The organism is Asticcacaulis sp. SL142 (assembly GCF_026625745.1).
Classification (GTDB): Bacteria; Pseudomonadota; Alphaproteobacteria; order Caulobacterales; family Caulobacteraceae; genus Asticcacaulis.
On the sequence record NZ_CP113061.1, the window covers coordinates 294,429 to 314,695 of the forward strand.

The window sequence follows — 20,267 nt, forward strand, 5'->3', positions numbered from 1 at the left end:
GAGCGCATGACGGTCAATGCCCAAAATTTAAACGATGAGTCTAACCCCACCGCCGCCATTGTTATTATTGGCGATGAAATTCTGTCGGGACGGACGCAGGATACCAACGTTAACACCATCGCCAAATTCTTAGGATCGCTGGGGATCGACCTGATGGAAGTGCGTATGATCCATGACGATGAAGCCCAGGTGGTGCGCACCGTCAACGCTTTGCGGGCGGATTATGACTATGTGTTTACGACCGGCGGCATTGGCCCAACCCATGATGATATTACCGCCGATTGTGTCGCCAAGGCCTTTGGCGTGCCGATCGCTGAGCGAGCCGATGCCCTGCAGGTGCTGATCGATCGCTACGGCGGCCTTGATAAACTCAATGTCAACAGCCGACGCATGGCGCGGGTGCCGGAAGGGGCCAGCCTGATCCTTAACCCGGTTTCCGGCGCACCGGGCTTTCAGCTTGGCAATGTCTTTGTCATGGCCGGTGTGCCGCGCATTATGGCGGGGATGCTGGGTGATATTCCGTACCGCCTGCGTCAGGGCCGTCAGGTTCTGTCGCGCACGCTCAAGGCCCATTATGTGCCGGAGAGCCTCGCCGCCGACATACTGACAGAACTTGACAAGGCTTACAGCGATCTTAGCCTCGGCAGTTATCCCTATGGCATGTTCCCGGATACGTTTGGCACCCAACTGGTGATCCGCGGGCGTAATAAGGATAATCTCGATCAGGCGTTTGGGCGTCTGATTGCGGGTATGCCAGAGGTGGTCGAAAAGGCAAAGGTGCGCTTCCCCGAAGCCACGTTTGAAGAAATTACAGCGTAAAGTTTTTGAGAAGAGTGACGATGAAAACGAAAACCGTGTGTGTGTCGGCCCTGATGGGCCTGTCTTTGGTGTCTTTTGGCGTGTCGCCGGTGTGGGCGCAAGCCAAGCCTAAGTCCAAGGTGGAGCGGGTGACGCCCGATATCAAGCTGACCCCCGAAGTCGAGGCCGCCAAACTGCGCGATGCGGCGCTAAAACATAACGAAGGCTATGCATTAGTGTCGCAACTGACGACCCGGTTCGGCGCGCGTCCGGCTGGGTCGGAGTCTGAGCGAAACTCAGCCGTCTGGGCCGCCGAAGAACTAAAAAAAATGGGCTTTGATAACGTCCGCATCGATACGTTCCCGCTGGCACTGTGGCAACGCGGGGCGGAAAGCCTTGAGATTACCGGGCCGTTTGCGCAAAAGATGGTGGTCTCGGCTCTGGGCGGATCAGGGGCCACGCCGCCCGAAGGTGTAACAGGCGAAGCGGCCATTTTTGAGACCTATCAGGATTTCACAACCTCAACCGCTGATTTGACGGGTAAGATCGTCGTTATTCTGCAACCGACGGTGCGCACCCAGACCGGGGTGGGCTACGGCGTCAATTCCGGTTCAATCCGTCGTCAGGGGCCGGAAGCGGCCAAGGCGCGCGGGGCTGTGGGCTATGTCATGCGCTCATTGGGCACCGAAGATCACCGCTTTGCGCACACCGGGGCGACGCGGTTCTTAGGCGACGAAGGCTTAGCTGCGCTGGCGATCTCTCCGCCCGATGCGGAGCAGTTCGAGCGTTTGCTGAAACTGCAACGGGATGGCAAGGCCGAACCGCTGCACCTTAAGATGGTCTCGACGCCGAAATTTCTGGGCAATGGCACGTCGCAGAACGTGATCGCCGAACTCAAGGGCCGCACCCGTCCGAATGAGATTATCACGATTGGCGGTCACCTAGATAGCTGGGATCTGGGCACCGGTGCCATCGATGATGGCGCGGGTGTGGCCATCACCATGGCGGCGGCCAAGGTCATGATTGATAACAAAATGCGCCCTGAACGCACCGTCCGCGTGGTGTTCTGGGGCTCCGAAGAGGTCTCCCAACCGGGGGATAAGGGCCTGTCGGGGGCTACGGCCTATGCTGAAAAATATGCGGTCGCCGGATCGAATGAGACCCACATCGCCGCGGCCGAATCTGATTTCGGCGCTGATGTCGTCTATAGCCTCAGCCTGCCCAAGGCCAGTGATGAGGCGTTTAAGGCTAAGCTCGGTAATGTGCTTTATCCGCTGAATATCTATACCGACCGCGCCGATTCCACCGGTGGCGGGCCGGACACCGGGCCATTGAAAAATAAGGGCGTGCCGGTGTTCGATCTTCAGCAGAACGGCACCGACTATTTCGATGTCCACCATACGGTCGATGATGTGCTTGAGCGCATCGATCCGAAAAAGATGGACCAAAACGTCGCCGCCTGGGCTGCCACGGTATGGATGATAGCCAACACCAGCGTCACCTTCGCGCCCAATCCGAAGTAACCCAAATCGGAGAAGATGTTGATAATCTCAGCAATCCTTTCCCGCTTTATCCATTTGGCGCGCATTTAGTCTCGACGCCGCCATGCCCCTTAAGTATAAGGGCCGCTGGTTTTAAGCGGGCGTGGCGGAATCGGTAGACGCAACGGACTTAAAATCCGTCGGGAGCAATCCCATGCCGGTTCGAGTCCGGCCGCCCGCACCAGCAGGGTCGCAGACCCTGCACCCTTAATTTTTGACGAACAAGCTATGATATTTCATCTTAAGCAGACATTCCATCTGCGTAATTTGATCGATTGTTCACGAAAATCGCTAGCATTACGCCATAAAAAAGCGGCCGGAATGACCGACCGCTTAAATGGGTACGCGACTTTATTCTTTTAAATCAGAGCACGCCCAGCATCTGGGCGACCAGCGGATGGCGGACGATATCGCGGTCGGCCAGGCGCACGACCTTGATGGTCTCAACCGCCTCGAACTTATCCGCCACATCCCCAAGGCCTGACAGGCCGGGCAGCAGATCGGACTGCTGCGGATCGCCCGTTACCACCATGGTCGAGTTCCAGCCCAGACGGGTCAGCAGCATCTTAAGCTGGGTATAGGTGCAGTTTTGGGCTTCATCGATGACAACAAAGGCATTGTTGAGGGTCCGGCCCCGCATGAACCCTACGGGTGCGATTTCGATCAACCCTTCCTGCATCAGGGCCTTGACGCGCTTCATGCTGAGTCGGTCGGTTAGGGCGTCATAGAGCGGGCGCAGGTATGGCGCCAGCTTGTCTTCCATATCGCCGGGCAGATAGCCGATCGACTCACCGGCATCGACGGCTGGGCGTGACAAGACGATCCGCCCGACCTGACCGGCCTCAAGCGCTTCGACAGCCTTGGCTATGGCCAGATAGGTTTTGCCCGTGCCTGCGGGGCCGAGTGCCAGCACCAGATTTTTTTCGTCGATGGCGCTGATGAGCGCGGCCTGGCCTTCGGACTTGGGCTTAATGGTTTTGACGTAGGACTGATCGCGGTCTTCGTTGGCCCCCATGGGCGACCAGCTACCATGATTGACATGGATGCGGCGGACTTTTGCATCAGGGGTGGCAAAAGCTTCCGTATCCAACTGGCCTTCGCGTAAAAAGCGTTTGGCAGTGCGCTTGGTCATAATCATGGCTCCTTTAAGGGCATAAAAAAAGACGAGACCCGAAAAGGCTCGTCTGCGGCAAAAGTATCAGGGAGGAGGGCGAGGCTGTGTGAAAATCACTTTGAAAATCACAGGCCTCATACGCAGGGGGTGGTGCGGGCGGCGGCGATATGAAGCGCGAGTCAGGCCCATGTGCCGCCGGGGCGGAGATCGGGGGGCTGACAGATGACGCAACCTTAAAAGCCACTTTGAGAACCTCAGTCAAAAAGACAGGAACATTTTGGGTCTTTAGTCGCAGATGGCCTATAGTCAACCAAACTGCCGCACGTTGTTCTAACGCCGTAAACGCACGCTAACAGATTCGCTGAGTCTCGTTACCGATAAGTTAATTTTACCGCAGGCGCGAAATAACAAAGCCTGTGGATAGTTTTTGTCACACTGTAGGAGGGTACCCAAAATGAGCCTTTATCGTCTGGGCGATAGATCGCCTAAGTTACCGGATAATCAGCGCTTTTGGGTGGCCCCTGGCGCTCAGGTGATTGGCGATGTCCATGTCGGTGAGGATGTCAGCATCTGGTTTAATGCTGTGGTGCGGGCTGATAATGAGCCTTTGACCATCGGGGCGCGCACCAATGTGCAGGACGGATCGGTGCTGCATTCCGACCCCGGATCGCCTCTGACGATCGGTGAGGGGGTAACGATCGGCCATAAGGCCATGCTGCATGGCTGCACGATCGGGGATAACAGCCTGGTTGGGATTGGTGCGGTGGTGCTGAACCGGGCGGTGATCGGGAAAAACTCGATCGTCGGGGCGGGGGCGCTGGTGCCGGAAGGTAAGGTCTATCCCGATGGGGTGCTGCTGCTGGGCCAGCCAGCGCGGGTGGCGCGCGAACTGACGCCCGAACAGATCGAGGGCCTAAAAGGATCGGCGGCCCACTATGTTGCCAATGGGCAAAGATTTAAAGCTGATCTGGCTAAGATTTCGTGATCGTGTGCCTTGACATATCGGTTTGAGACCCAATCTCAAATAAATATGAAAAAATTGAAGGAGGCTCCATGTCCGATCTAAGCTGCCCCGTCTGCAAGAGTGCGTTTCGTGAAGTGCTGCGCGAAGGGATACTGATTGATGTCTGCACCCAATGCCGGGGTGTGTGGCTGGATCGCGGCGAACTGGATAAGTTGCTGGAACTGGCGCGCGACGGCGATGGCCCCGCACCGGCCCCGCAGGAGCAGCGCGCTTACCGCGATAATCCGCCGCCACAGCAGCGGCCTGAATATCGTCCGGAGCCGGAATACCGTCAGCCTCAGCCGCAACCTCAATACCGCCGCGATGATGACGATGATGATCGCCGCCGCGGACACTACGGCAAGGACCCGTACTACAAAAAAGACGACGACTATTATGTCGATAAGTACGGCAATAAGCGCAAAAAGAAGTCCAAGCTGGAAGGCATTATGGATATCTTTGATTTCTAGCCATCAGGAGGCGGCTTGCGCCGCCTCTATGATCCCGCGATTTGCCAGTTGATCGGCGCGTTCATTATATTCATGACCGGCGTGGCCCTTGACCCAGTGCCAGTGGATTTTGTGGCGCTGACGGGCGGCATCGAGCCGTCTCCAAAGATCCTCGTTCTTAACCGGCTTTTTATCAGCGGTTTTCCAGCCGCGCGCTTTCCAGCCGTGAATCCATTCCTTGATGCCCTTGAGGACATACTGGCTGTCGGCGTGTAGCTCGATTTCGCAGGGCTCTTTAAGGGTCTCCAGCGCCATGATGACGGCCATCAACTCCATGCGGTTGTTGGTGGTCTCGGCCTCATAACCATAGAGGTCTTTTTCGTGCGGGCCGAACATCAGCACAGCGCCCCAGCCGCCCTTGCCCGGATTACCCTTGCAGGCGCCGTCAGTGTAGATAGTTACGCGCTTCATCTGACCTAAACTTCCGTAAGCACGCGCGGCAGTTTGAAGGTCACCGTCTCCTGCACGCCGTTGCTCTCGATCACCTCGGCGTCATAGACATCGCCAATGGCTTTGATCAGGTCAGAGATCAGGTTTTCCGGTGCTGATGCCCCCGCCGAGACTCCCACGGTTGAAACGCCCTCAAACCATGACCAGTCGATATGGCTGGCATCATCAATCAGATGGGCGGTTCTGGCGCCACCACGCAGGGCGACTTCGACCAGACGTTGGGAATTGGAGGAGGCCTTCGAGCCGATCACTAGGAACAGATCGCAATCGGCGCTGACGTTTTTGACGGCGTCCTGCCGGTTGGTGGTGGCGTAGCAGATGTCTTCTTTGTAGGGCATCGAGATATTGGGAAACCGGCTTTTCAGGATGCCGACGATCTCAGAGGTATCATCGACCGACAGGGTCGTCTGGGTCACGAAGGCCAGATTTTTCGGATCAACTGGCGTGAACACGCGGGCTTCGTCGGCGGTTTCAATTAATCTGACCACGCCGTCCGGAAGCTGGCCCATGGTGCCGACGACTTCGGGGTGACCGGCGTGACCGATCAGGATGATTTCGCGGCCTTCGCGGTGGTGGCGCTCTGCTTCAACATGGACCTTGGACACCAGCGGGCAGGTGGCGTCCAGAAAGAACATCTGCCGGTTCTGGGCGGCGGCGGGCACGGATTTCGGGACACCGTGCGCTGAAAACACCACAGGCCGGTCGGTCGGGCACTGATCCAGCTCTTTGACGAACACAGCCCCCAGCGCTTTCAGTCGGTCAACCACATGCTTATTATGCACGATTTCGTGGCGCACATAGACGGGGGCGCCATAAAGTTCGATGGCGCGCTCCACAATCTGAATGGCGCGGTCAACGCCGGCGCAAAAGCCGCGCGGTGTGGCCAGATAAACTTTCAGGGGCGATTTGGAAGCAGCAAGGTTCGACATGGGCTCAACATAAGGGCTTATGGGCGCTTTGGCTATGGCGGTGCGCAAACATATCCGCCGTGATTTGGCCTTTATCCCTCTCTAAAAACCTCTATACAACGTAACCGGGCTTGGCTATGCCTTGGGTAACATCATTTTAGGGGCGCACACGCCATATGTCGCTGATTTCGTCTATTCCTCTGCGTCAATTATTAGCCGGTATGGCTTTGGCCGCCGTAGCTGTGAGCGCTGTGCCGACCGACAGCTTTGCGCAATCGCGCCGCGGCGACCGCGATTCGGGCCGTGAAAACACCGAAAAGTCCGCCGCCGATAAGGAAAAAGAGAAAGAAGAATGGGAAGGTCGCGACCTGCGCCTGGATAAGCGCCGTGCTGACGGCCCATGCCCGTTCGTTAAGGTGCTGTATGACGCTGCCCGCTATCAGGATTTTGAAGGCGGCAAGGTCTCAACCGCGGCGGCCAAATGGACCGGCGAAATCAACGGGGTCGTTTCCGACTGTGCCTATAAGGGCGGTGAGCCGATTGAGCTTGAGATGATGGTCGGGTTTTCGCTGGGCCGCGGGCCGGCAGCGCAAGGCCAGAGTAATACCTATCGCTATTGGGTCGCGGTGACCGATAAGGATGCCGCCGTGCTGGCCAAGGAATATTTCGATCTGCCGGTGACTTTTGCCGCTGGCCAGAGCCGCGTCGATGTGGCGACCAAGCTGGAAAATATTGTTATCCCGCGCGCTGCCGCCTCTGTGGCGGGCTCGAATTTTGAGGTTCTGGTCGGCTTTGACGTGACGCCGGAAATGGCGGAGTTTAACCGCGAGGGCAAGCGTTTCCGTTATGTGACTTCGGCGCAGTAATCACACTCTATTTGATGATGACTTTTATAAGCGCTTCCGGTAACGGAGGCGCTTATTGTTTATAGGTATGACGATGACTGAACTGAAACCCGAAGCCTTTAAGGGCGCGCACGATTTCAAAACCGTTCTGGGGGATTTGACCGCCGGTGCTTTTGTGCGTGAAGGGTTTGTGGCGCGCTTTGGGCAGGTCAATGTCTCCGACCGGCCTGATCTCGCCGATTTTCAGTGCAATGGCGCGCTGGCTGTGGCCAAGGCGGCCAAGGCTAATCCGCGTGATGTGGCTGGCCGGATTTCAGGGCATTTGTCGGGCGATGCCCACATCAAATCTCTGGAGATCGCCGGGCCCGGTTTCCTGAATTTTGTGATTTCCGACAGTGCGTTAAGTGCGCGGGCCAATGCGTTGTGTGAAGATGAGCGGCTGGGCGCATCGACGGTTGATACCCGCCGCAAGGTCATTATCGATTACGGCGGCCCTAATGTCGCCAAGCCCATGCACGTCGGCCATCTGCGTACCGCCGTGATTGGTGAAAGCCTGAAACGCATTATGCGTTTTATGGGCGATGAGGTCATTGGCGACGCTCATTTCGGCGACTGGGGCTATCAGATGGGCCTGCTGATCACGGCTGTGTCCGATGAACAGCCGGATTTGCCCTATTTCGATGAAGGTTTTGACGGCGACTATCCCACGCAATCGCCGGTGACTCTGGCCGATCTGGAACGGCTTTATCCGCTGGCGTCAGGCAAGGGCAAAGAAGACCCCGATTACCGCGACCGGGCGCGCAAGGCGACCAAGGCATTGCAGGATGGCCGCAAGGGTTACCGCGCCCTGTGGCAGCACTTCGTCACCGTCAGTCGCGAAGCTCTGATCCGCGATTATGGTGCCTTGGGCGTCGAATTTGACCTGTGGTACGGCGAATCCGATGCTGACCCTTATGTAGCACCAATGGTTGAGGAACTGACGGCCAAGGGCTTAGTGGTGCCGGATCAGGGGGCGCAGATCATCCGTGTCGCCCGCGACGACGATAAATCCGAAATCCCGCCCATGCTGGTGGTCTCCTCCGAAGGTTCGGCCATGTACGGCACGACCGACTTGGCCACGATCAAGCAGCGCACCGTCGAGTTCGCGCCTGATCTGGTGCTCTATTGCGTCGATCAGCGTCAGGCGACCCATTTCGTGCAGGTCTTCCGCGCGGCTTACCTGGCCGGTTATGCGATTGAAGGGCAGTTGGAACACGCCGCCAACGGCACCGTCAACGGGCCGGATGGTAAGCCGTTCAAGACCCGCGAAGGTGGGGTGCTCAAGCTCTATGACCTGATCGACAGCGCGCTTGAGAAAGCGAAAATCCGTCTGGAGGAAGCCGGTCTGGGCAAGGATTTATCTGATGCCGATTTCGCCGATACCGCCCATAAGGTCGCTATTGCCGCGCTCAAATTTGCGGAGTTGTCCAATCATCGCCTGACCAACTATATCTTTGATCTTGATCGCTTTATGAGCTTTGAAGGCAAGACCGGGCCGTACCTTTTGTATCAGGCCGTGCGCATGAAATCGATCCTACGCAAAGCCGCCGATCAGGGCGTCAGCGCGGGTACGGTCAATGTCAACGAACCTGCCGAGCGCGAACTGGTGTTGTTGCTCGATGGGTTTGATGTGGCCCTCAAGGAAAGCTACCTCAAGCGCGCGCCCAATATTCTGGCCGATCATGTCTATCGTCTGGCCCAGACTTTTTCCAAGTTCTATGCCGCCTGTCCGGTGCTGATTGCCGAAGAGGCTGCCGTCAAATCTTCGCGTCTGGCGCTGGTCGAGTTGACCCTTAAACAACTCGAACAAGGCCTTGATTTAATGGGGCTAACCGCCCCCGATCAGATGTAGCAGGGGCACGGCCCCTGCACCCGTTTTTGGAGCGGGCTTACGAGGCAGTGGGTTTAATGGCTTGCGTTCGGGCAAGCCACAAACAGCACAGCATGGCGGGGATGCCCATCACGGCCGTGCCAATAAAAAACGCCTGATAGGCCCCAAACAACCCCAAATCCGGCGTCAGGCCATCGACGATCTGACCGGCAAAGCCTTTGAGCAACTTGCCGCTGAAATCGGCAATCGAATAGAGCAAGGCATAGTGCGTCAGCGAAAATTCCCGCACGCACAGCCGCGTCAGAAATGCCACGAACGCGGCCTCGGCCACGCCATTGGCGATGTTATCAACGAACAGCGTGGTACCAAATACATTGAGATTGCCGGGGTAGGTCGCCATCACGGCGAAACAAATATTGGACAGCGGCCCGACAAGCGCGCCAATCCAGAACGCCCGTGTTACCCCAATCCCCAGAATCAACGCGCCCCCGATGGCGATGCCGACGAATGAGGCCGCAAGGCCCACGGTCGAGCGCATGGCCGCGATTTCGGTATTGCTGATGCCCGTGTCATTATAAAGCGGCAGGGCAACCGGCCCGATCAGGTAGTCGGGCAAACGATAAAGCCCGACCGTGACCAGTATCAGCACCGCCGACTTACCATGGGTACCAAAAAAGCTTTTTAGCGGTTCCACATAAAGGCTTGTAATGGTTTTGCGCTCGGCGTGGATCGTGCCGTCATCTAACGGGCGGGGCGCTATGAGCGTGGCGGTGATCCCTATGATCATGGTCGCGGCCAACAGGAAAAACGCAGTGGGCCAGCCCCAGTGCTCTGCCGGAATCAGGATAAGGGAGCCGCTGATCAGCACGGCGATCTTATAGCCAAAGGCGTAAAAAGCCGGATTGAGCGCTTCGTCGGCCTGGGTTTTAGTTTGCTCGATGCGCCAGCCGTCGATGGCCGCGTTCTGGGACGCTGACGAAAAGGCCACAAGTGCTGCCGAGGTGATAAACCAGCCTAAGCCGCCGCCTGGGCCAATCGCGGCCATAAGGCACAGTCCTGCCACGACACCCAACTGACTAAGCAGCATATAGGATCGCCGTTGCCCCAGCAGGCTATGCAATATCGGCAGGCGCACCTTATCCATCACCGGCGCCCACAGAAATTTCAGGCCGTAAATAAGACTGACCCATTGCACGAAACTGGCGATGGTCAGGCTCTGGCCGTCCTGCCGCAGCCATAGGCCCAGCGTCGTGCCTGTCAAAAGAAACGGCAATCCGGCTGAAAATCCAAACGCCAGCATCAGCCAGGCGGCGGGGTTTTTCAGCGCTTCAAGCACGGGCGCGATGCGGGTTTGAGCGGCAGCGAGGGTGGGCATGGGACTCTTTCTCCTCCCCTGTTTACGGGGGAGGTGGACGCGAAGCGGACGGAGGGGGATGCCCCTCACCCTAACCCTCTCCCCGCAGGCGGGGAGAGGGAACATCAGGAAAGCCGATTCTGCGTGAAAACAACAGGTTTTCATGAGGGGCCACGCACAAAGCGCTTCACAGGGCTGAACACAGCCTCTATGTTCCGGCCATTATAAGTAAGAGCTGACTTACCCATGACCGTTAAAACTGCCGAGCCGTTAAGTTTCCAAGACCTAATCCTTACTCTGCATGCCTATTGGAGCCAGCAGGGGTGTGCGATTCTCCAGCCCTACGATGTTGAAGTGGGGGCCGGAACGCTGCATCCGGCGACGGTGTTGCGCGCCCTCGGCAAAAAGCCGTGGAAGGCCGCCTATGTGCAGCCGTCGCGCCGCCCGGTCGATGGTCGCTATGGTGAAAACCCCAACCGCTTGCAGCACTATTACCAGTATCAGGTCATCCTGAAACCTAATCCTGAAAACCTTCAGGAGCTTTATCTGGGCTCGTTAAAGGCCATTGGTCTTGATCCCGATCTGCACGATATCCGCTTTGTTGAGGATGACTGGGAAAACCCTACTGTTGGGGCCTGGGGCCTGGGTTGGGAAGTGTGGTGCGATGGCATGGAAGTCACGCAATACACCTATTTTCAGGGCGTTGGCGGTATCGAGGTCGATGTGGTGTCGGGTGAGTTGACCTATGGTCTGGAACGTCTGGCCATGTATGTGCAGAACGTCGATAACGTCTATGATCTGAAATTCAACAACGCCGGCACGACCTACGGCGATGTCTTCAAAGAGCAGGAGCGCCAGTTCTCGGCCTTTAACTTTGAGGCGTCGGATGTTGACACCTTAAAGCGTCAGTTCGAGGACATGGAGCGCAATGTGACGCGCATTCTGAACACCGAAAATTCCTTGGGTTATAAGTTGGTACTGCCGGCCTATGACCATGTGCTTAAGGCGTCGCATCTGTTTAACCTGATGGATGCGCGCGGGGCGATCGCGGTAGCCGAGCGGCAGTCCTACATAGGCCGCATCCGTGACCTGTGTAAGGCCTGCGCGCTCGAATGGGCCGCGCAGGAAGAAGCCCGATCCGAGGCCGTTTCGGCCACTATTTAAGATTTCAGATTAAGAATATCCCATGCCTCAACTATTGATCGAGCTGTTTTCCGAAGAAATTCCCGCCCGTATGCAGCTAAGTGCGGCGCGGGATTTCGAGCGTCTGTTTGATGCCAAACTCAAAGCCTCCGGACTTAGCTATGAGACCCTGAAAGCCTATGTCGGGCCGCGTCGTCTGGTGCTGCATATCGAAGGGCTGCCGCTGGAACAGGCGGCGGTATCGGAAGAGGTCAAGGGACCGCGCGAAGGGGCCCCGCCCCAGGCACTGGAAGGCTTTCTGCGTAAAACCGGCCTGACAGTCGATAAGCTGGTGATTGAAAACGGGGTCTACATTGCTCGGATTGAGAAGGCGGCGCGCAAGACGACCGAGGTTCTGGGGCCGATCCTTGAGGATGTGATCCTCAACTTCCCGTGGCCGAAGTCGATGCGGTCGGGCACCTCGACCTTCCGTTGGGTGCGGCCATTGAAGCGCATCATCTTCCTGTTTAACGGCAAGGTCATTCCGTTCAAATTGGGAGACGTTGTGGCGTCCAATGTCACCGAAGGGCACCGGTTTTTAGGGTCTAAAAAGTCATTTCCGGTTTACGATTTTGACAGCTATAAGAATAATTTAGCGGGTAATTTTGTCATTCTGGATCACTATGAGCGCCAGAATATCATCCTCAGCAAGGCGCGTGAGGCCTGCACCAAGGCAGGGCTGACGCTGATTGATGATCAGGGCCTGCTGGAAGAGGTGGCGGGCCTAAGCGAATGGCCGACGCCGCTGCTCGGCAATATGGACCCGAAGTTCCTGACCTTGCCGCCGGAAGTCATCAAGACCTCGATGAAAACCCACCAGAAGTATTTTGCCGTTAAGGACAATAAGTCGGGTAAAATGGCGGCGAATTTCGTCATCGTGTCGAACATGGCGGCGGCTGATGGTGGCGAAGAAATCAAGCGCGGCAATGCCAAGGTCTTGTCGGCGCGCCTATCGGACGGGGTGTTCTTCTGGTCAGAAGATAACCGCGCTGGTAATTTCGACGCGTGGCTGGAAAAGCTGAAAGGCGTGACCTTCCACGCTAAACTGGGCACGCTTTATGAGCGTGTGCAGCGATTGAAACTGATCGCCGAAGATATCGCCCCTCTGATGCGCGCCGATGTGGCGGCATCCGGTGAGGCCGCACGTCTGGCCAAGGCTGACCTGGCGTCCTACATGGTTGGGGAATTCCCTGAACTTCAAGGGGTTATGGGCGGATATTATAGTGTGGCCGCCGGTCATCGCCCGGAAATTTCTGAGGCTGTGCGTGACCACTATAAGCCGCAGGGGCCGTCCGATACGGTGCCGGCCCATGTGGTGGCGGCGACCGTGGCTCTGGCGGATAAGATCGATACTCTGGTTGGCTTTTTCGCCATTGATGAAAAGCCGACAGGGTCGAAAGACCCCTATGCCCTGCGCCGCGCCGCCCTTGGGGTCTTGCGAATTTTACGTGAGCATTGCGTGCGGGCGTCTTTGAGCGATCTGGTCGCGGCCTGGTACAAATCAACCCTGACCTATGCCAATGCTGACCGTGCGGTCCATGTCGATACGGAGAACTGGCGCGGATCAGCCGGGCCGCGCTGGGATAAGGGCACGACCGATACCTACGACAACTATCTGCGCGACTTCAAGCAGGGCCTGCTGGAAAGCCCGATCTGGGTGGTGCCGAATACGCGCGACTATGATCTGGATATCCTGTTTGAGCATGTCACCAACAAGCAGGAGATTAAGAACGCGATCCTGACCTTCCGGCCGTTTGAGGTGGTCAAGGCTGAGTTTCTTGAGTTTTTCGCCGATCGTCTCAAGGTGCAGTTACGTGACGAGGGGGTGCGCTTTGATCTGATTGAGGCCGTGTTTGCCCTCAAAGATGACGATGTCATCCGTATGATCGAGCGTATCCGTGCCTTGGAATCCATCATTGATACCTCAGAAGGCCAGGACGTTCTGGCGCTCTATAAGCGCGTCGCCAATATTCTCAATGCCGAGGCCAAAAAGGGTGAGTTGCCGACCGGCCATGTGCGTATCATAGCCGGTGCGCCCGAGGTCGAAACCGACCTGATCGCGCGTATGTCGGGTGTGGGCGCCACGGTGCGTCAGCATATCGAGGGCGAGGCCTATCTTGAGGGCCTCAAAGCCCTGTCGACTTTACGCGGCGCGGTCGATGCTTTCCTTGATGGTGTGCTGGTCAATGCCGAGGATGCGTCGGTGCGTCAGAACCGTCTGGCGCTATTGGGTGACATTCGCGGCTTGGTGGAAAGCGTGGCCGACCTGTCCAAGATTACCCAATAATGGAAAATTTATGATGCAGCCGCTTAAGCTCGACCCGTCATATCTGTGGCGGGTTGGCGGCACTGAAAAAATATGTTGTAATTACTTATTCAAACATAACGGGTTTTAGGATTATATCGCCGTAGGATGCGCAGTTTTTGCAACGCAACGCATATCGAGTCAGTTTAAAGCGTAATTTTTATAAATGAGTAGTCCGGATGCTTCATTCCGGCACAACGGCAACAAATAAATACTACAAATGATCCCATGCTCAAGTGGGACGTTTAATAAATCAACTTGGTCAGACAAGTTGCCACGGGCGTGTTTTTAAACCTGTGGCAAGGCAAAAAAGGGAATATCATGTCACATCACTGGGTCTATGCCTTCGCAGCAGGGGCGGCCGACGGCAATGCCGGTATGAAAAATCTTCTCGGCGGCAAGGGTGCCAACCTCGCCGAGATGTCATCGCTGGGACTGCCAGTGCCGCCAGGCTTTACCATCACGACCGAGGCCTGCGTCCACTATTATAAGAACAGCCAGACCTTTCCGGACGGGCTGGAAGCCGAGGTGGCGCAGGCGCTGAAGCGGCTTGAGGCGACGACCGGCAAGGGCTTTGGCAGTGTCGATAATCCGCTGCTGGTGTCGGTGCGTTCCGGTGCACGCGCCTCGATGCCGGGCATGATGGACACGGTTCTGAACCTGGGGCTGAACGATGCGACCATTGACGGGCTGGCCAAGCTGACCGGTGATCGCCGTTTTGCGCTGGATTGCTACCGCCGCTTTATCACCATGTATTCCAACGTGGTGTTAGGTGTCTCTCACCACGGCTTTGAAGATATTCTGGACGACCACAAAGATCGTCTGGGCATTACGATCGACACCGACCTGACCGCCGAAGACTGGACGCGGGTGATTGCCGACTACAAGGCCAAGGTTAAGGCCGATCTGGGCCACGACTTCCCGCAGGACCCGCAAGATCAGCTCTGGGGGGCGGTTAAGGCTGTATTCGGGTCGTGGATGAATGACCGTGCCAAGTTCTATCGCAAGATGCACGACATCCCCGAAGACTGGGGCACCGCGGTCAATATTCAGTCGATGGTGTTTGGCAATATGGGCGACACCTCGGCGACCGGTGTGGCCTTTACGCGCAACCCGTCGAATGGTGATGCCAATCTTTATGGTGAGTTCCTGCTGAACGCCCAGGGCGAAGACGTGGTGGCGGGTATCCGCACGCCGCAGGCCCTGACCCGGCGCGCCCGCGAAGAAATGGGTGATCGCCAGCCGTCGATGCAGGAAGCGCTGCCGGAAGTGTTTGCGCAGTTTGAATCAACGGTTGATACTCTGGAAAAGCACTACCGCGATGTGCAGGACGTGGAGTTCACGGTTGAGCAGGGCAAGCTGTTCATGCTGCAAACCCGTAACGCCAAACGCACGTCAAAAGCCGCACTCAAGATCGCGGTTGATATGGCGCGCGAGGGTTTGATCACGCCGCAGGAAGCCTTGATGCGCATCGAGCCTTCGAGCTTCGATCAACTGTTGCACCCGATGCTCGACCCCAAGGCCGAGCGGACGATTATTGCCAAGGGTCTGCCGGCATCGCCGGGAGCGGCTTCGGGCAAGATCGTGTTCACGGCCGATGACGCGGTGCGTCTGGCGGCGGCGGGCGAAGAGGTCATTCTGGTGCGAGATGAGACCTCACCCGAAGACATCCACGGCATGCACGCGGCCCGCGCCATTGTGACGGCGCGCGGCGGTATGACTTCCCACGCGGCGGTTGTGGCGCGGGGCATGGGCCGTCCGTGCGTGTCGGGGGCAGGCGAATTGCAGATTTATACCGAGCGCGGTGAGTTTTCGACGCGCGGTCAGACCTTCAAGTACGGCGATATCGTCACGCTCGATGGCTCGACCGGCGAAATCTACAAAGGCTCGATCCGAATGATCGAGCCGGAATTTTCAGATGATTTCCATCAGATCATGACATGGGCCGATGAGTTCCGCACGCTCAAGGTTCTGGCCAATGCCGAAACGCCGACCGATGCCCATACGGCCAAGGGTTTTGGCGCGGAAGGTATCGGCCTGTGCCGCACCGAGCATATGTTTTTTGATGATGAGCGCATCACCGCCGTTCGGGAAATGATCCTGGCTGATGACGAAGCCGGTCGCCGCAAGGCGCTGGCGAAAATCCAGCCGATGCAAAAGGCCGATTTTGTCGAGCTTTTGTCCATCATGGACGGTCTGCCGGTGACCATTCGTCTGCTTGATCCGCCGCTGCATGAATTCCTGCCGCACACGCCGGAAGACATCAAGCACGTCGCCGAAGTGACCGAAGTGTCCGAGGAAAAGCTCTATAAGCGCACCAAGGAACTATCGGAAACCAATCCTATGCTGGGCTGGCGCGGCTGTCGTCTGGGGATCACCTTCCCGGAAATCTATGAGAGCCAGCTTCGGGCGCTGTTTGAAGCCGCGTGCGATCTGGTCAAGCAGGGCAAATCACCCAAGCCTGACATCATGCACCCGCTGGTGGCCACCCGTGAGGAAATGGCCAAGCTGACGACCATGACCCATGCGATCGCCCGCGAAGTGATCGAAGCGTCGGGCGTGGCCTTGGAATACAAGGTCGGTACCATGATCGAACTGCCGCGCGCCGCACTGCTGGCTGACCGGTTGGCGGAAACGGCGGAGTTCTTCTCCTTTGGGACCAACGACCTGACCCAGACGACTTACGGCATCAGCCGTGACGATTCGGGCCGGTTCCTTAATCCGTACATCGAAGCCGGTATCTTTGACAAAGACCCGTTCGTCAGTCTGGATCAGGACGGTGTCGGTGCCTTGATCAAGATGGCCGCTGAAAAGGGCAAGGCGACGCGCCCTGACATCAAGCTTGGCATCTGCGGTGAGCATGGTGGTGATCCAGCCTCGATCGAGTTCTGCCATAAGGCTGGGCTGAACTATGTGTCGTGTTCGCCTTACCGCGTGCCGGTCGCAAGGCTTGCGGCGGCACAGGCGGCGATCCGGAACGCCTGATTTAGTAGCCGCTTTTACCCCCTCATTCATTTGAGGGGGCCTCAAATGAACGCTCCCCCTGCAACAGGGGGAGTTCTTCTTAGGCGTGGCGCATTTACCATATCGGCCAAAAGACGTTCGCGCTACTGGGGTAAAGTCTGGAAAATTACACATCCCTGCCGCAAAGGTCGGTTGTCTTGTCACAGGTTTGGCCCTACATCATTAGGGTTAACGACGCGCGGACATAATACGGGGGTTATATGTCATCACTTAAGGTCTGGGGGCTTGGGCTGATCGCCATGAGTATCATGGGCGCTTTTGGCGTGCGTGAGCGGCTGATCACGATTGAGACCGGTATCCGGACGCAGGTTGATACGGCGCTGAAAGCCGAAGGTATCGACGATATCGAGGCCGTGGTTGACGGTCAGGCCGTAACCCTTAAACTTAAAGACGGGGCGACACCGCCCGATGGCCGCCAAAGACTGCGTGATGCTAAATCCGTGGTGATGAGCCTCGATAACGGTTTGCCCGCCAACTATGCCGACATTAATCTGCCTGAGCTTGGGCCGCAGCGCGTCAGCCTGAAAGGGCAGGGCGGGCCGATATTCGGGCCGGTGACGCGGGTGACCCTGACGCCGGTATCAGCGCGTGAACATGCCCCTGCGGTTATGACCGCGACGGATGAAGCGGCGGCTGAGGTGACGACTGAGGCCTTACCGGCGGCGCTAGGGCGGGTCGCAACAGTGGTGACACAGGATGCGCCTCATCCGGCACACAGGGCTGTGTCGGCAGCGGATGTGGCCACGGATACCTATGGCCCGGCACCGAAAAAGCCTGCTGTGCCAGCCTATATGCAGGATTTGCCGCCCAGTGAGAACAAGGGCAAGGTAACCAAAACCGACTACCACGGCGACGATATATCGTCACCGGGCAATTCATAGGGGGCGGGATGCTTTATCTGATTTCAGAGTTACGCTGGTTTATAGTGGGGGCGGTGATGATTGGCTTCCTGACCGGGTTTCTGGCCCGTAAAGCCAGGTAGGGGGATGTGATGCAGGTCATGATGTTACAGGCGGCGGTGTTATGCCTTATCGGGTTTGCGCTGGGGGGCGCCATTGGCTGGCTCGTGGCCGGCTTGGACAAGGCGGCGAAAAAAGCGTCAACACCTCAGCCGGTCGCCCAACCGTTTGACGCCCATAACTGGGCGTGGGAAACGCCCGCGAAAGCCGAAACTGAGCCGCAGATTGCCGCGGAACCAGTGGCCGAACCGCTCAGAGCCGCGGCACCCGTAGTTGCGCTGTTTGAAACCCCATCTGCCGCGCAAGTATTTGAAGAACAGGTGTCTACGCCAATAGTATCGCCCACCAGCGTACCCGAAGTGGCTGTAGAGACCGAAATCGCTTATGAAGACCGCAGCGATCGGGCCAGATTAGCAACCGCCGAATCGACACCCATATCGACCTTAGCGGTCATGACGCCGGACAGTGTGGCCGCGGCGGTGGTTCAGGCGGGCACCGGCCTAGAGCCCATGCGGTTATCGACCTCGCAGGGGATGCCTGATGACCTGCATATCATTTCCGGCATCAGTCCGGCGCTGGAAAAGACCCTGAATGTTTTGGGGATTTACCATTTCTGGCAGGTTGCAAGCTGGACACCGGAAAATGTCGCCTGGCTGGCCCACCGGATCGACAATGGCGACCGTATCGCCCGTGAAAACTGGATGGCGCAAGCCGCCCGTTTGCAGGCAATCGCGACTGGCGAAACAGGCTTAACGCAAGGTAGGCAAACTTAAGCCCTGCGACGGACTAAAGCGGAACTGATCGCGGTTATAACTATAAAGCTCAGCCGGTCGTCCGCCGGTGTCATCCTTATAGACCCCCAGCGGCGTGACAAAGCCGGTGCGATCCAATGCGCGTCGGAAGTTTTGCTTATGCAGGTTCAGGCCGGTGATAGCCTCCAGCGCCCGCTGCAACTCCAGCAGGGTAAACCGCGCCGGCATCAATTCAAAAATCACCGGGCGATATTTGATCTTGCCGCGAAGTCTGGAAAGGCCTGTGGCAATGATACGGCGATGATCCGACATCATTTCATGACCGCCGGTGCGCGGATCAGGTGCCTTGCCCTGATGGCGGTGGGCTTCGGGGATCAGACCGGCGTCGTACAAAAGTTCATAGCGATCAAGGACACGCTCTTCATTCCAGTGATCGAAATCTTCGGGAAACAGCGTCTGGACGCGCATCTGACGCACGGCCTGTTCCGGGCCTGCGACCGTATTTGCCCACTGATCCAGCAGCGGTTTAAGCTGTTTAAGGCAGGCGGGTTGGCCCTCACGCCAGTCTTCCCACGGAAAGAGTTCGCTAAACGCCACCCACTCGGTTTTCAGACCGGTGTGAAAGGTCTGATCCGGCGTCAGGGCCAGATAACCAAGCGATATAATCCGCTCGGCCTGCTGATCGGCAACGGCATGACCTTCAGTAATAATCGGGCCATAGCGGCCATCATCACCGAACGTATAGAGCTGCTCGACATAGCCGATGGTGAAGCCGGTCTGTTCCGTCACAAAGGCCCGCAGTGCCAGATCAAAGGTGCGATGGTTATGGGGCAGGAACGGCCCTGACGGCAGGGCCAGTTGCGGCCCATCCTGACGCAGGCCGTCATAGGGCAGACACAGGACAAACGCCTGATGATCCCGGATGGTGACGACAACGGCGGACAGTTCGATGACGAGGGACACTGAAAACCTCCGGTCAGGCGTTCAGCATAGCACTAAGCTGGTTGAACCTGTCAATGAAGCGGGTCTTGGCGGTCAGGCAGTCCCACGCATTTAAGCTCAACGCATAACCCTCCGGCGGATGACCGAAAAAGGTTCGCGCCTCATCGGGTGAGAATCCGACCAGTTGCGTGGCCTCGAAATAGGCGCAGGCGTGATCGGCCTGCTTGATCAGGACCTTGATCTCTTTGGGCATTAGGGCGGGCAAGCCGAAGCGGATATGTATGGCCTGTTCCAGATGGTCTTCAAACCGGCGATAGTCAAAACCAAGGGCCGCTTTGAACGGTGAAATCATATCGCCGATAACATATTCGGGCGCGTCGTGCAGCAGGGCCATCAGCCGCCATTTGGCCTCAAGATCCGGGACAATATGGGCGCAAATATCTTCGACAATCAGACTATGCTGAGCCACGCTGAAGCCATGATCGCCCAGGGTCTGGCCGTTCCAGCGGGCCACGCGCGCAAGGCCCAGCGCGATATCTTCGATTTCGATGTCAATCGCCGCCGGATCGAGCAGGTCGAGCCTGCGGCCGGACAACATGCGCTGCCAGGCACGGGGCGGTAATTTCGTGGCGGTTTTACGGGCTTTGGTCATGTCAAGGAGTAGAGACGTGTTCGGGGAAAACGGATCATGGGGTGAAACTGTCGCATCGC

At 57.4% G+C, this 20,267-nt stretch carries 17 protein-coding genes and 1 tRNA gene; 12 read left to right on the forward strand and 6 right to left on the reverse strand.

The window, feature by feature from the left end:
• Window positions 1-6 precede the first annotated feature (6 nt).
• The 3 genes from OVA03_RS01300 to OVA03_RS01310 all read left to right on the forward strand — a co-directional run bounded on the left by OVA03_RS01300 (window position 7) and on the right by OVA03_RS01310 (window position 2,523).
• Window positions 7-819, forward strand: a complete 813-nt coding sequence (locus OVA03_RS01300) for a competence/damage-inducible protein A (RefSeq protein ID WP_267526429.1) — start codon at window positions 7-9, stop codon at window positions 817-819.
• 20 nt (window positions 820-839) lie between these two features.
• The gene (locus OVA03_RS01305; protein ID WP_267526430.1) at window positions 840-2,321 is read left to right on the forward strand and encodes a M20/M25/M40 family metallo-hydrolase; all 1,482 of its coding nucleotides are present in this window, start codon (window positions 840-842) and stop codon (window positions 2,319-2,321) included.
• A gap of 115 nt (window positions 2,322-2,436) precedes the next feature.
• A tRNA-Leu gene (locus OVA03_RS01310) sits at window positions 2,437-2,523 on the forward strand.
• A 180-nt stretch (window positions 2,524-2,703) separates the two neighbouring features.
• Here the strand turns inward: OVA03_RS01310 and OVA03_RS01315 are convergent.
• Window positions 2,704-3,477 (reverse strand): PhoH family protein, encoded by a 774-nt coding sequence (locus tag OVA03_RS01315; RefSeq protein WP_189487527.1) that lies wholly within the window; start codon window positions 3,475-3,477, stop codon window positions 2,704-2,706.
• A gap of 430 nt (window positions 3,478-3,907) precedes the next feature.
• Between OVA03_RS01315 and OVA03_RS01320 the strand changes: the two genes are divergently transcribed.
• Complete coding sequence (locus OVA03_RS01320; RefSeq protein ID WP_267526431.1) at window positions 3,908-4,438, forward strand: gamma carbonic anhydrase family protein; 531 nt, start codon at window positions 3,908-3,910, stop codon at window positions 4,436-4,438.
• Between the two features lie 68 nt (window positions 4,439-4,506).
• On the forward strand, window positions 4,507-4,926 hold the full coding sequence (locus OVA03_RS01325) for a zf-TFIIB domain-containing protein (protein WP_267526432.1): 420 nt from the start codon (window positions 4,507-4,509) through the stop codon (window positions 4,924-4,926).
• A 3-nt stretch (window positions 4,927-4,929) separates the two neighbouring features.
• Here the strand turns inward: OVA03_RS01325 and rnhA are convergent, their stop codons facing one another.
• Window positions 4,930-5,376: a ribonuclease HI gene (rnhA, locus tag OVA03_RS01330; RefSeq protein WP_267526433.1), complete on the reverse strand. Its 447-nt coding sequence runs from the start codon at window positions 5,374-5,376 to the stop codon at window positions 4,930-4,932.
• A 5-nt stretch (window positions 5,377-5,381) separates the two neighbouring features.
• Window positions 5,382-6,344, reverse strand: coding sequence for a 4-hydroxy-3-methylbut-2-enyl diphosphate reductase (ispH, locus tag OVA03_RS01335; protein ID WP_267526434.1), 963 nt, complete (start codon window positions 6,342-6,344; stop codon window positions 5,382-5,384).
• 155 nt (window positions 6,345-6,499) lie between these two features.
• On the opposite strand from ispH, the gene OVA03_RS01340 reads away from it, so the two are divergent.
• Together OVA03_RS01340 and argS are read left to right on the forward strand one after the other, a co-directional pair.
• A complete protein-coding gene (locus OVA03_RS01340) occupies window positions 6,500-7,189 on the forward strand; it encodes a Tat pathway signal sequence domain protein (protein ID WP_267526435.1) in 690 nt (229 codons plus the stop codon).
• A gap of 73 nt (window positions 7,190-7,262) precedes the next feature.
• Entirely contained in the window at window positions 7,263-9,059 is a 1,797-nt protein-coding gene (gene argS, locus OVA03_RS01345) for an arginine--tRNA ligase (RefSeq protein WP_267526436.1), read from the forward strand.
• 37 nt (window positions 9,060-9,096) lie between these two features.
• Here the strand turns inward: argS and OVA03_RS01350 are convergent, their stop codons facing one another.
• Window positions 9,097-10,413, reverse strand: coding sequence for an AmpG family muropeptide MFS transporter (locus tag OVA03_RS01350; protein ID WP_267526437.1), 1,317 nt, complete (start codon window positions 10,411-10,413; stop codon window positions 9,097-9,099).
• A gap of 225 nt (window positions 10,414-10,638) precedes the next feature.
• Here OVA03_RS01350 and OVA03_RS01355 point away from each other — a divergent pair, with 225 nt between their 5' ends.
• From OVA03_RS01355 to OVA03_RS01375, 5 genes are all read left to right on the forward strand, one after another.
• Window positions 10,639-11,556 carry a glycine--tRNA ligase subunit alpha gene (locus tag OVA03_RS01355; protein ID WP_267526438.1) on the forward strand — a complete coding sequence of 306 codons (918 nt, stop codon included), beginning with the start codon at window positions 10,639-10,641 and terminating at the stop codon, window positions 11,554-11,556.
• A gap of 22 nt (window positions 11,557-11,578) precedes the next feature.
• Window positions 11,579-13,861 (forward strand): glycine--tRNA ligase subunit beta, encoded by a 2,283-nt coding sequence (gene glyS, locus OVA03_RS01360; RefSeq protein ID WP_267526439.1) that lies wholly within the window; start codon window positions 11,579-11,581, stop codon window positions 13,859-13,861.
• A 339-nt stretch (window positions 13,862-14,200) separates the two neighbouring features.
• The gene (gene ppdK, locus OVA03_RS01365; RefSeq protein WP_267526440.1) at window positions 14,201-16,864 is read left to right on the forward strand and encodes a pyruvate, phosphate dikinase; all 2,664 of its coding nucleotides are present in this window, start codon (window positions 14,201-14,203) and stop codon (window positions 16,862-16,864) included.
• A 239-nt stretch (window positions 16,865-17,103) separates the two neighbouring features.
• Window positions 17,104-17,784, forward strand: coding sequence for a hypothetical protein (locus OVA03_RS01370; protein ID WP_267526441.1), 681 nt, complete (start codon window positions 17,104-17,106; stop codon window positions 17,782-17,784).
• 110 nt (window positions 17,785-17,894) lie between these two features.
• Complete coding sequence (locus tag OVA03_RS01375) at window positions 17,895-18,635, forward strand: hypothetical protein (RefSeq protein ID WP_267526442.1); 741 nt, start codon at window positions 17,895-17,897, stop codon at window positions 18,633-18,635.
• On the opposite strand, the gene OVA03_RS01380 is transcribed toward OVA03_RS01375, so the two are convergent.
• Window positions 18,612-19,577, reverse strand: a complete 966-nt coding sequence (locus OVA03_RS01380; RefSeq protein WP_267526443.1) for an NUDIX hydrolase — start codon at window positions 19,575-19,577, stop codon at window positions 18,612-18,614. The genes OVA03_RS01375 and OVA03_RS01380 overlap by 24 nt on opposite strands.
• Before the next feature lie 13 nt (window positions 19,578-19,590).
• On the reverse strand, window positions 19,591-20,208 hold the full coding sequence (locus tag OVA03_RS01385) for an HD family hydrolase (protein WP_267526444.1): 618 nt from the start codon (window positions 20,206-20,208) through the stop codon (window positions 19,591-19,593).
• Window positions 20,209-20,267 lie beyond the last annotated feature (59 nt).

What these genes read in the sequence shown, in the direction of transcription:
- OVA03_RS01300 (WP_267526429.1), top strand. Translation starts at nt 7, where the DNA reads ATGACGGTCAATGCCCAAAATTTAAACGATGAGTCTAACCCCACCGCC.
- OVA03_RS01305 (WP_267526430.1), top strand. Translation starts at nt 840, where the DNA reads ATGAAAACGAAAACCGTGTGTGTGTCGGCCCTGATGGGCCTGTCTTTG.
- OVA03_RS01315 (WP_189487527.1), bottom strand. Translation starts at nt 3,477, where the DNA reads ATGATTATGACCAAGCGCACTGCCAAACGCTTTTTACGCGAAGGCCAG.
- OVA03_RS01320 (WP_267526431.1), top strand. Translation starts at nt 3,908, where the DNA reads ATGAGCCTTTATCGTCTGGGCGATAGATCGCCTAAGTTACCGGATAAT.
- OVA03_RS01325 (WP_267526432.1), top strand. Translation starts at nt 4,507, where the DNA reads ATGTCCGATCTAAGCTGCCCCGTCTGCAAGAGTGCGTTTCGTGAAGTG.
- rnhA (WP_267526433.1), bottom strand. Translation starts at nt 5,376, where the DNA reads ATGAAGCGCGTAACTATCTACACTGACGGCGCCTGCAAGGGTAATCCG.
- ispH (WP_267526434.1), bottom strand. Translation starts at nt 6,344, where the DNA reads ATGTCGAACCTTGCTGCTTCCAAATCGCCCCTGAAAGTTTATCTGGCC.
- OVA03_RS01340 (WP_267526435.1), top strand. Translation starts at nt 6,500, where the DNA reads ATGTCGCTGATTTCGTCTATTCCTCTGCGTCAATTATTAGCCGGTATG.
- argS (WP_267526436.1), top strand. Translation starts at nt 7,263, where the DNA reads ATGACTGAACTGAAACCCGAAGCCTTTAAGGGCGCGCACGATTTCAAA.
- OVA03_RS01350 (WP_267526437.1), bottom strand. Translation starts at nt 10,413, where the DNA reads ATGCCCACCCTCGCTGCCGCTCAAACCCGCATCGCGCCCGTGCTTGAA.
- OVA03_RS01355 (WP_267526438.1), top strand. Translation starts at nt 10,639, where the DNA reads ATGACCGTTAAAACTGCCGAGCCGTTAAGTTTCCAAGACCTAATCCTT.
- glyS (WP_267526439.1), top strand. Translation starts at nt 11,579, where the DNA reads ATGCCTCAACTATTGATCGAGCTGTTTTCCGAAGAAATTCCCGCCCGT.
- ppdK (WP_267526440.1), top strand. Translation starts at nt 14,201, where the DNA reads ATGTCACATCACTGGGTCTATGCCTTCGCAGCAGGGGCGGCCGACGGC.
- OVA03_RS01370 (WP_267526441.1), top strand. Translation starts at nt 17,104, where the DNA reads ATGTCATCACTTAAGGTCTGGGGGCTTGGGCTGATCGCCATGAGTATC.
- OVA03_RS01375 (WP_267526442.1), top strand. Translation starts at nt 17,895, where the DNA reads ATGCAGGTCATGATGTTACAGGCGGCGGTGTTATGCCTTATCGGGTTT.
- OVA03_RS01385 (WP_267526444.1), bottom strand. Translation starts at nt 20,208, where the DNA reads ATGACCAAAGCCCGTAAAACCGCCACGAAATTACCGCCCCGTGCCTGG.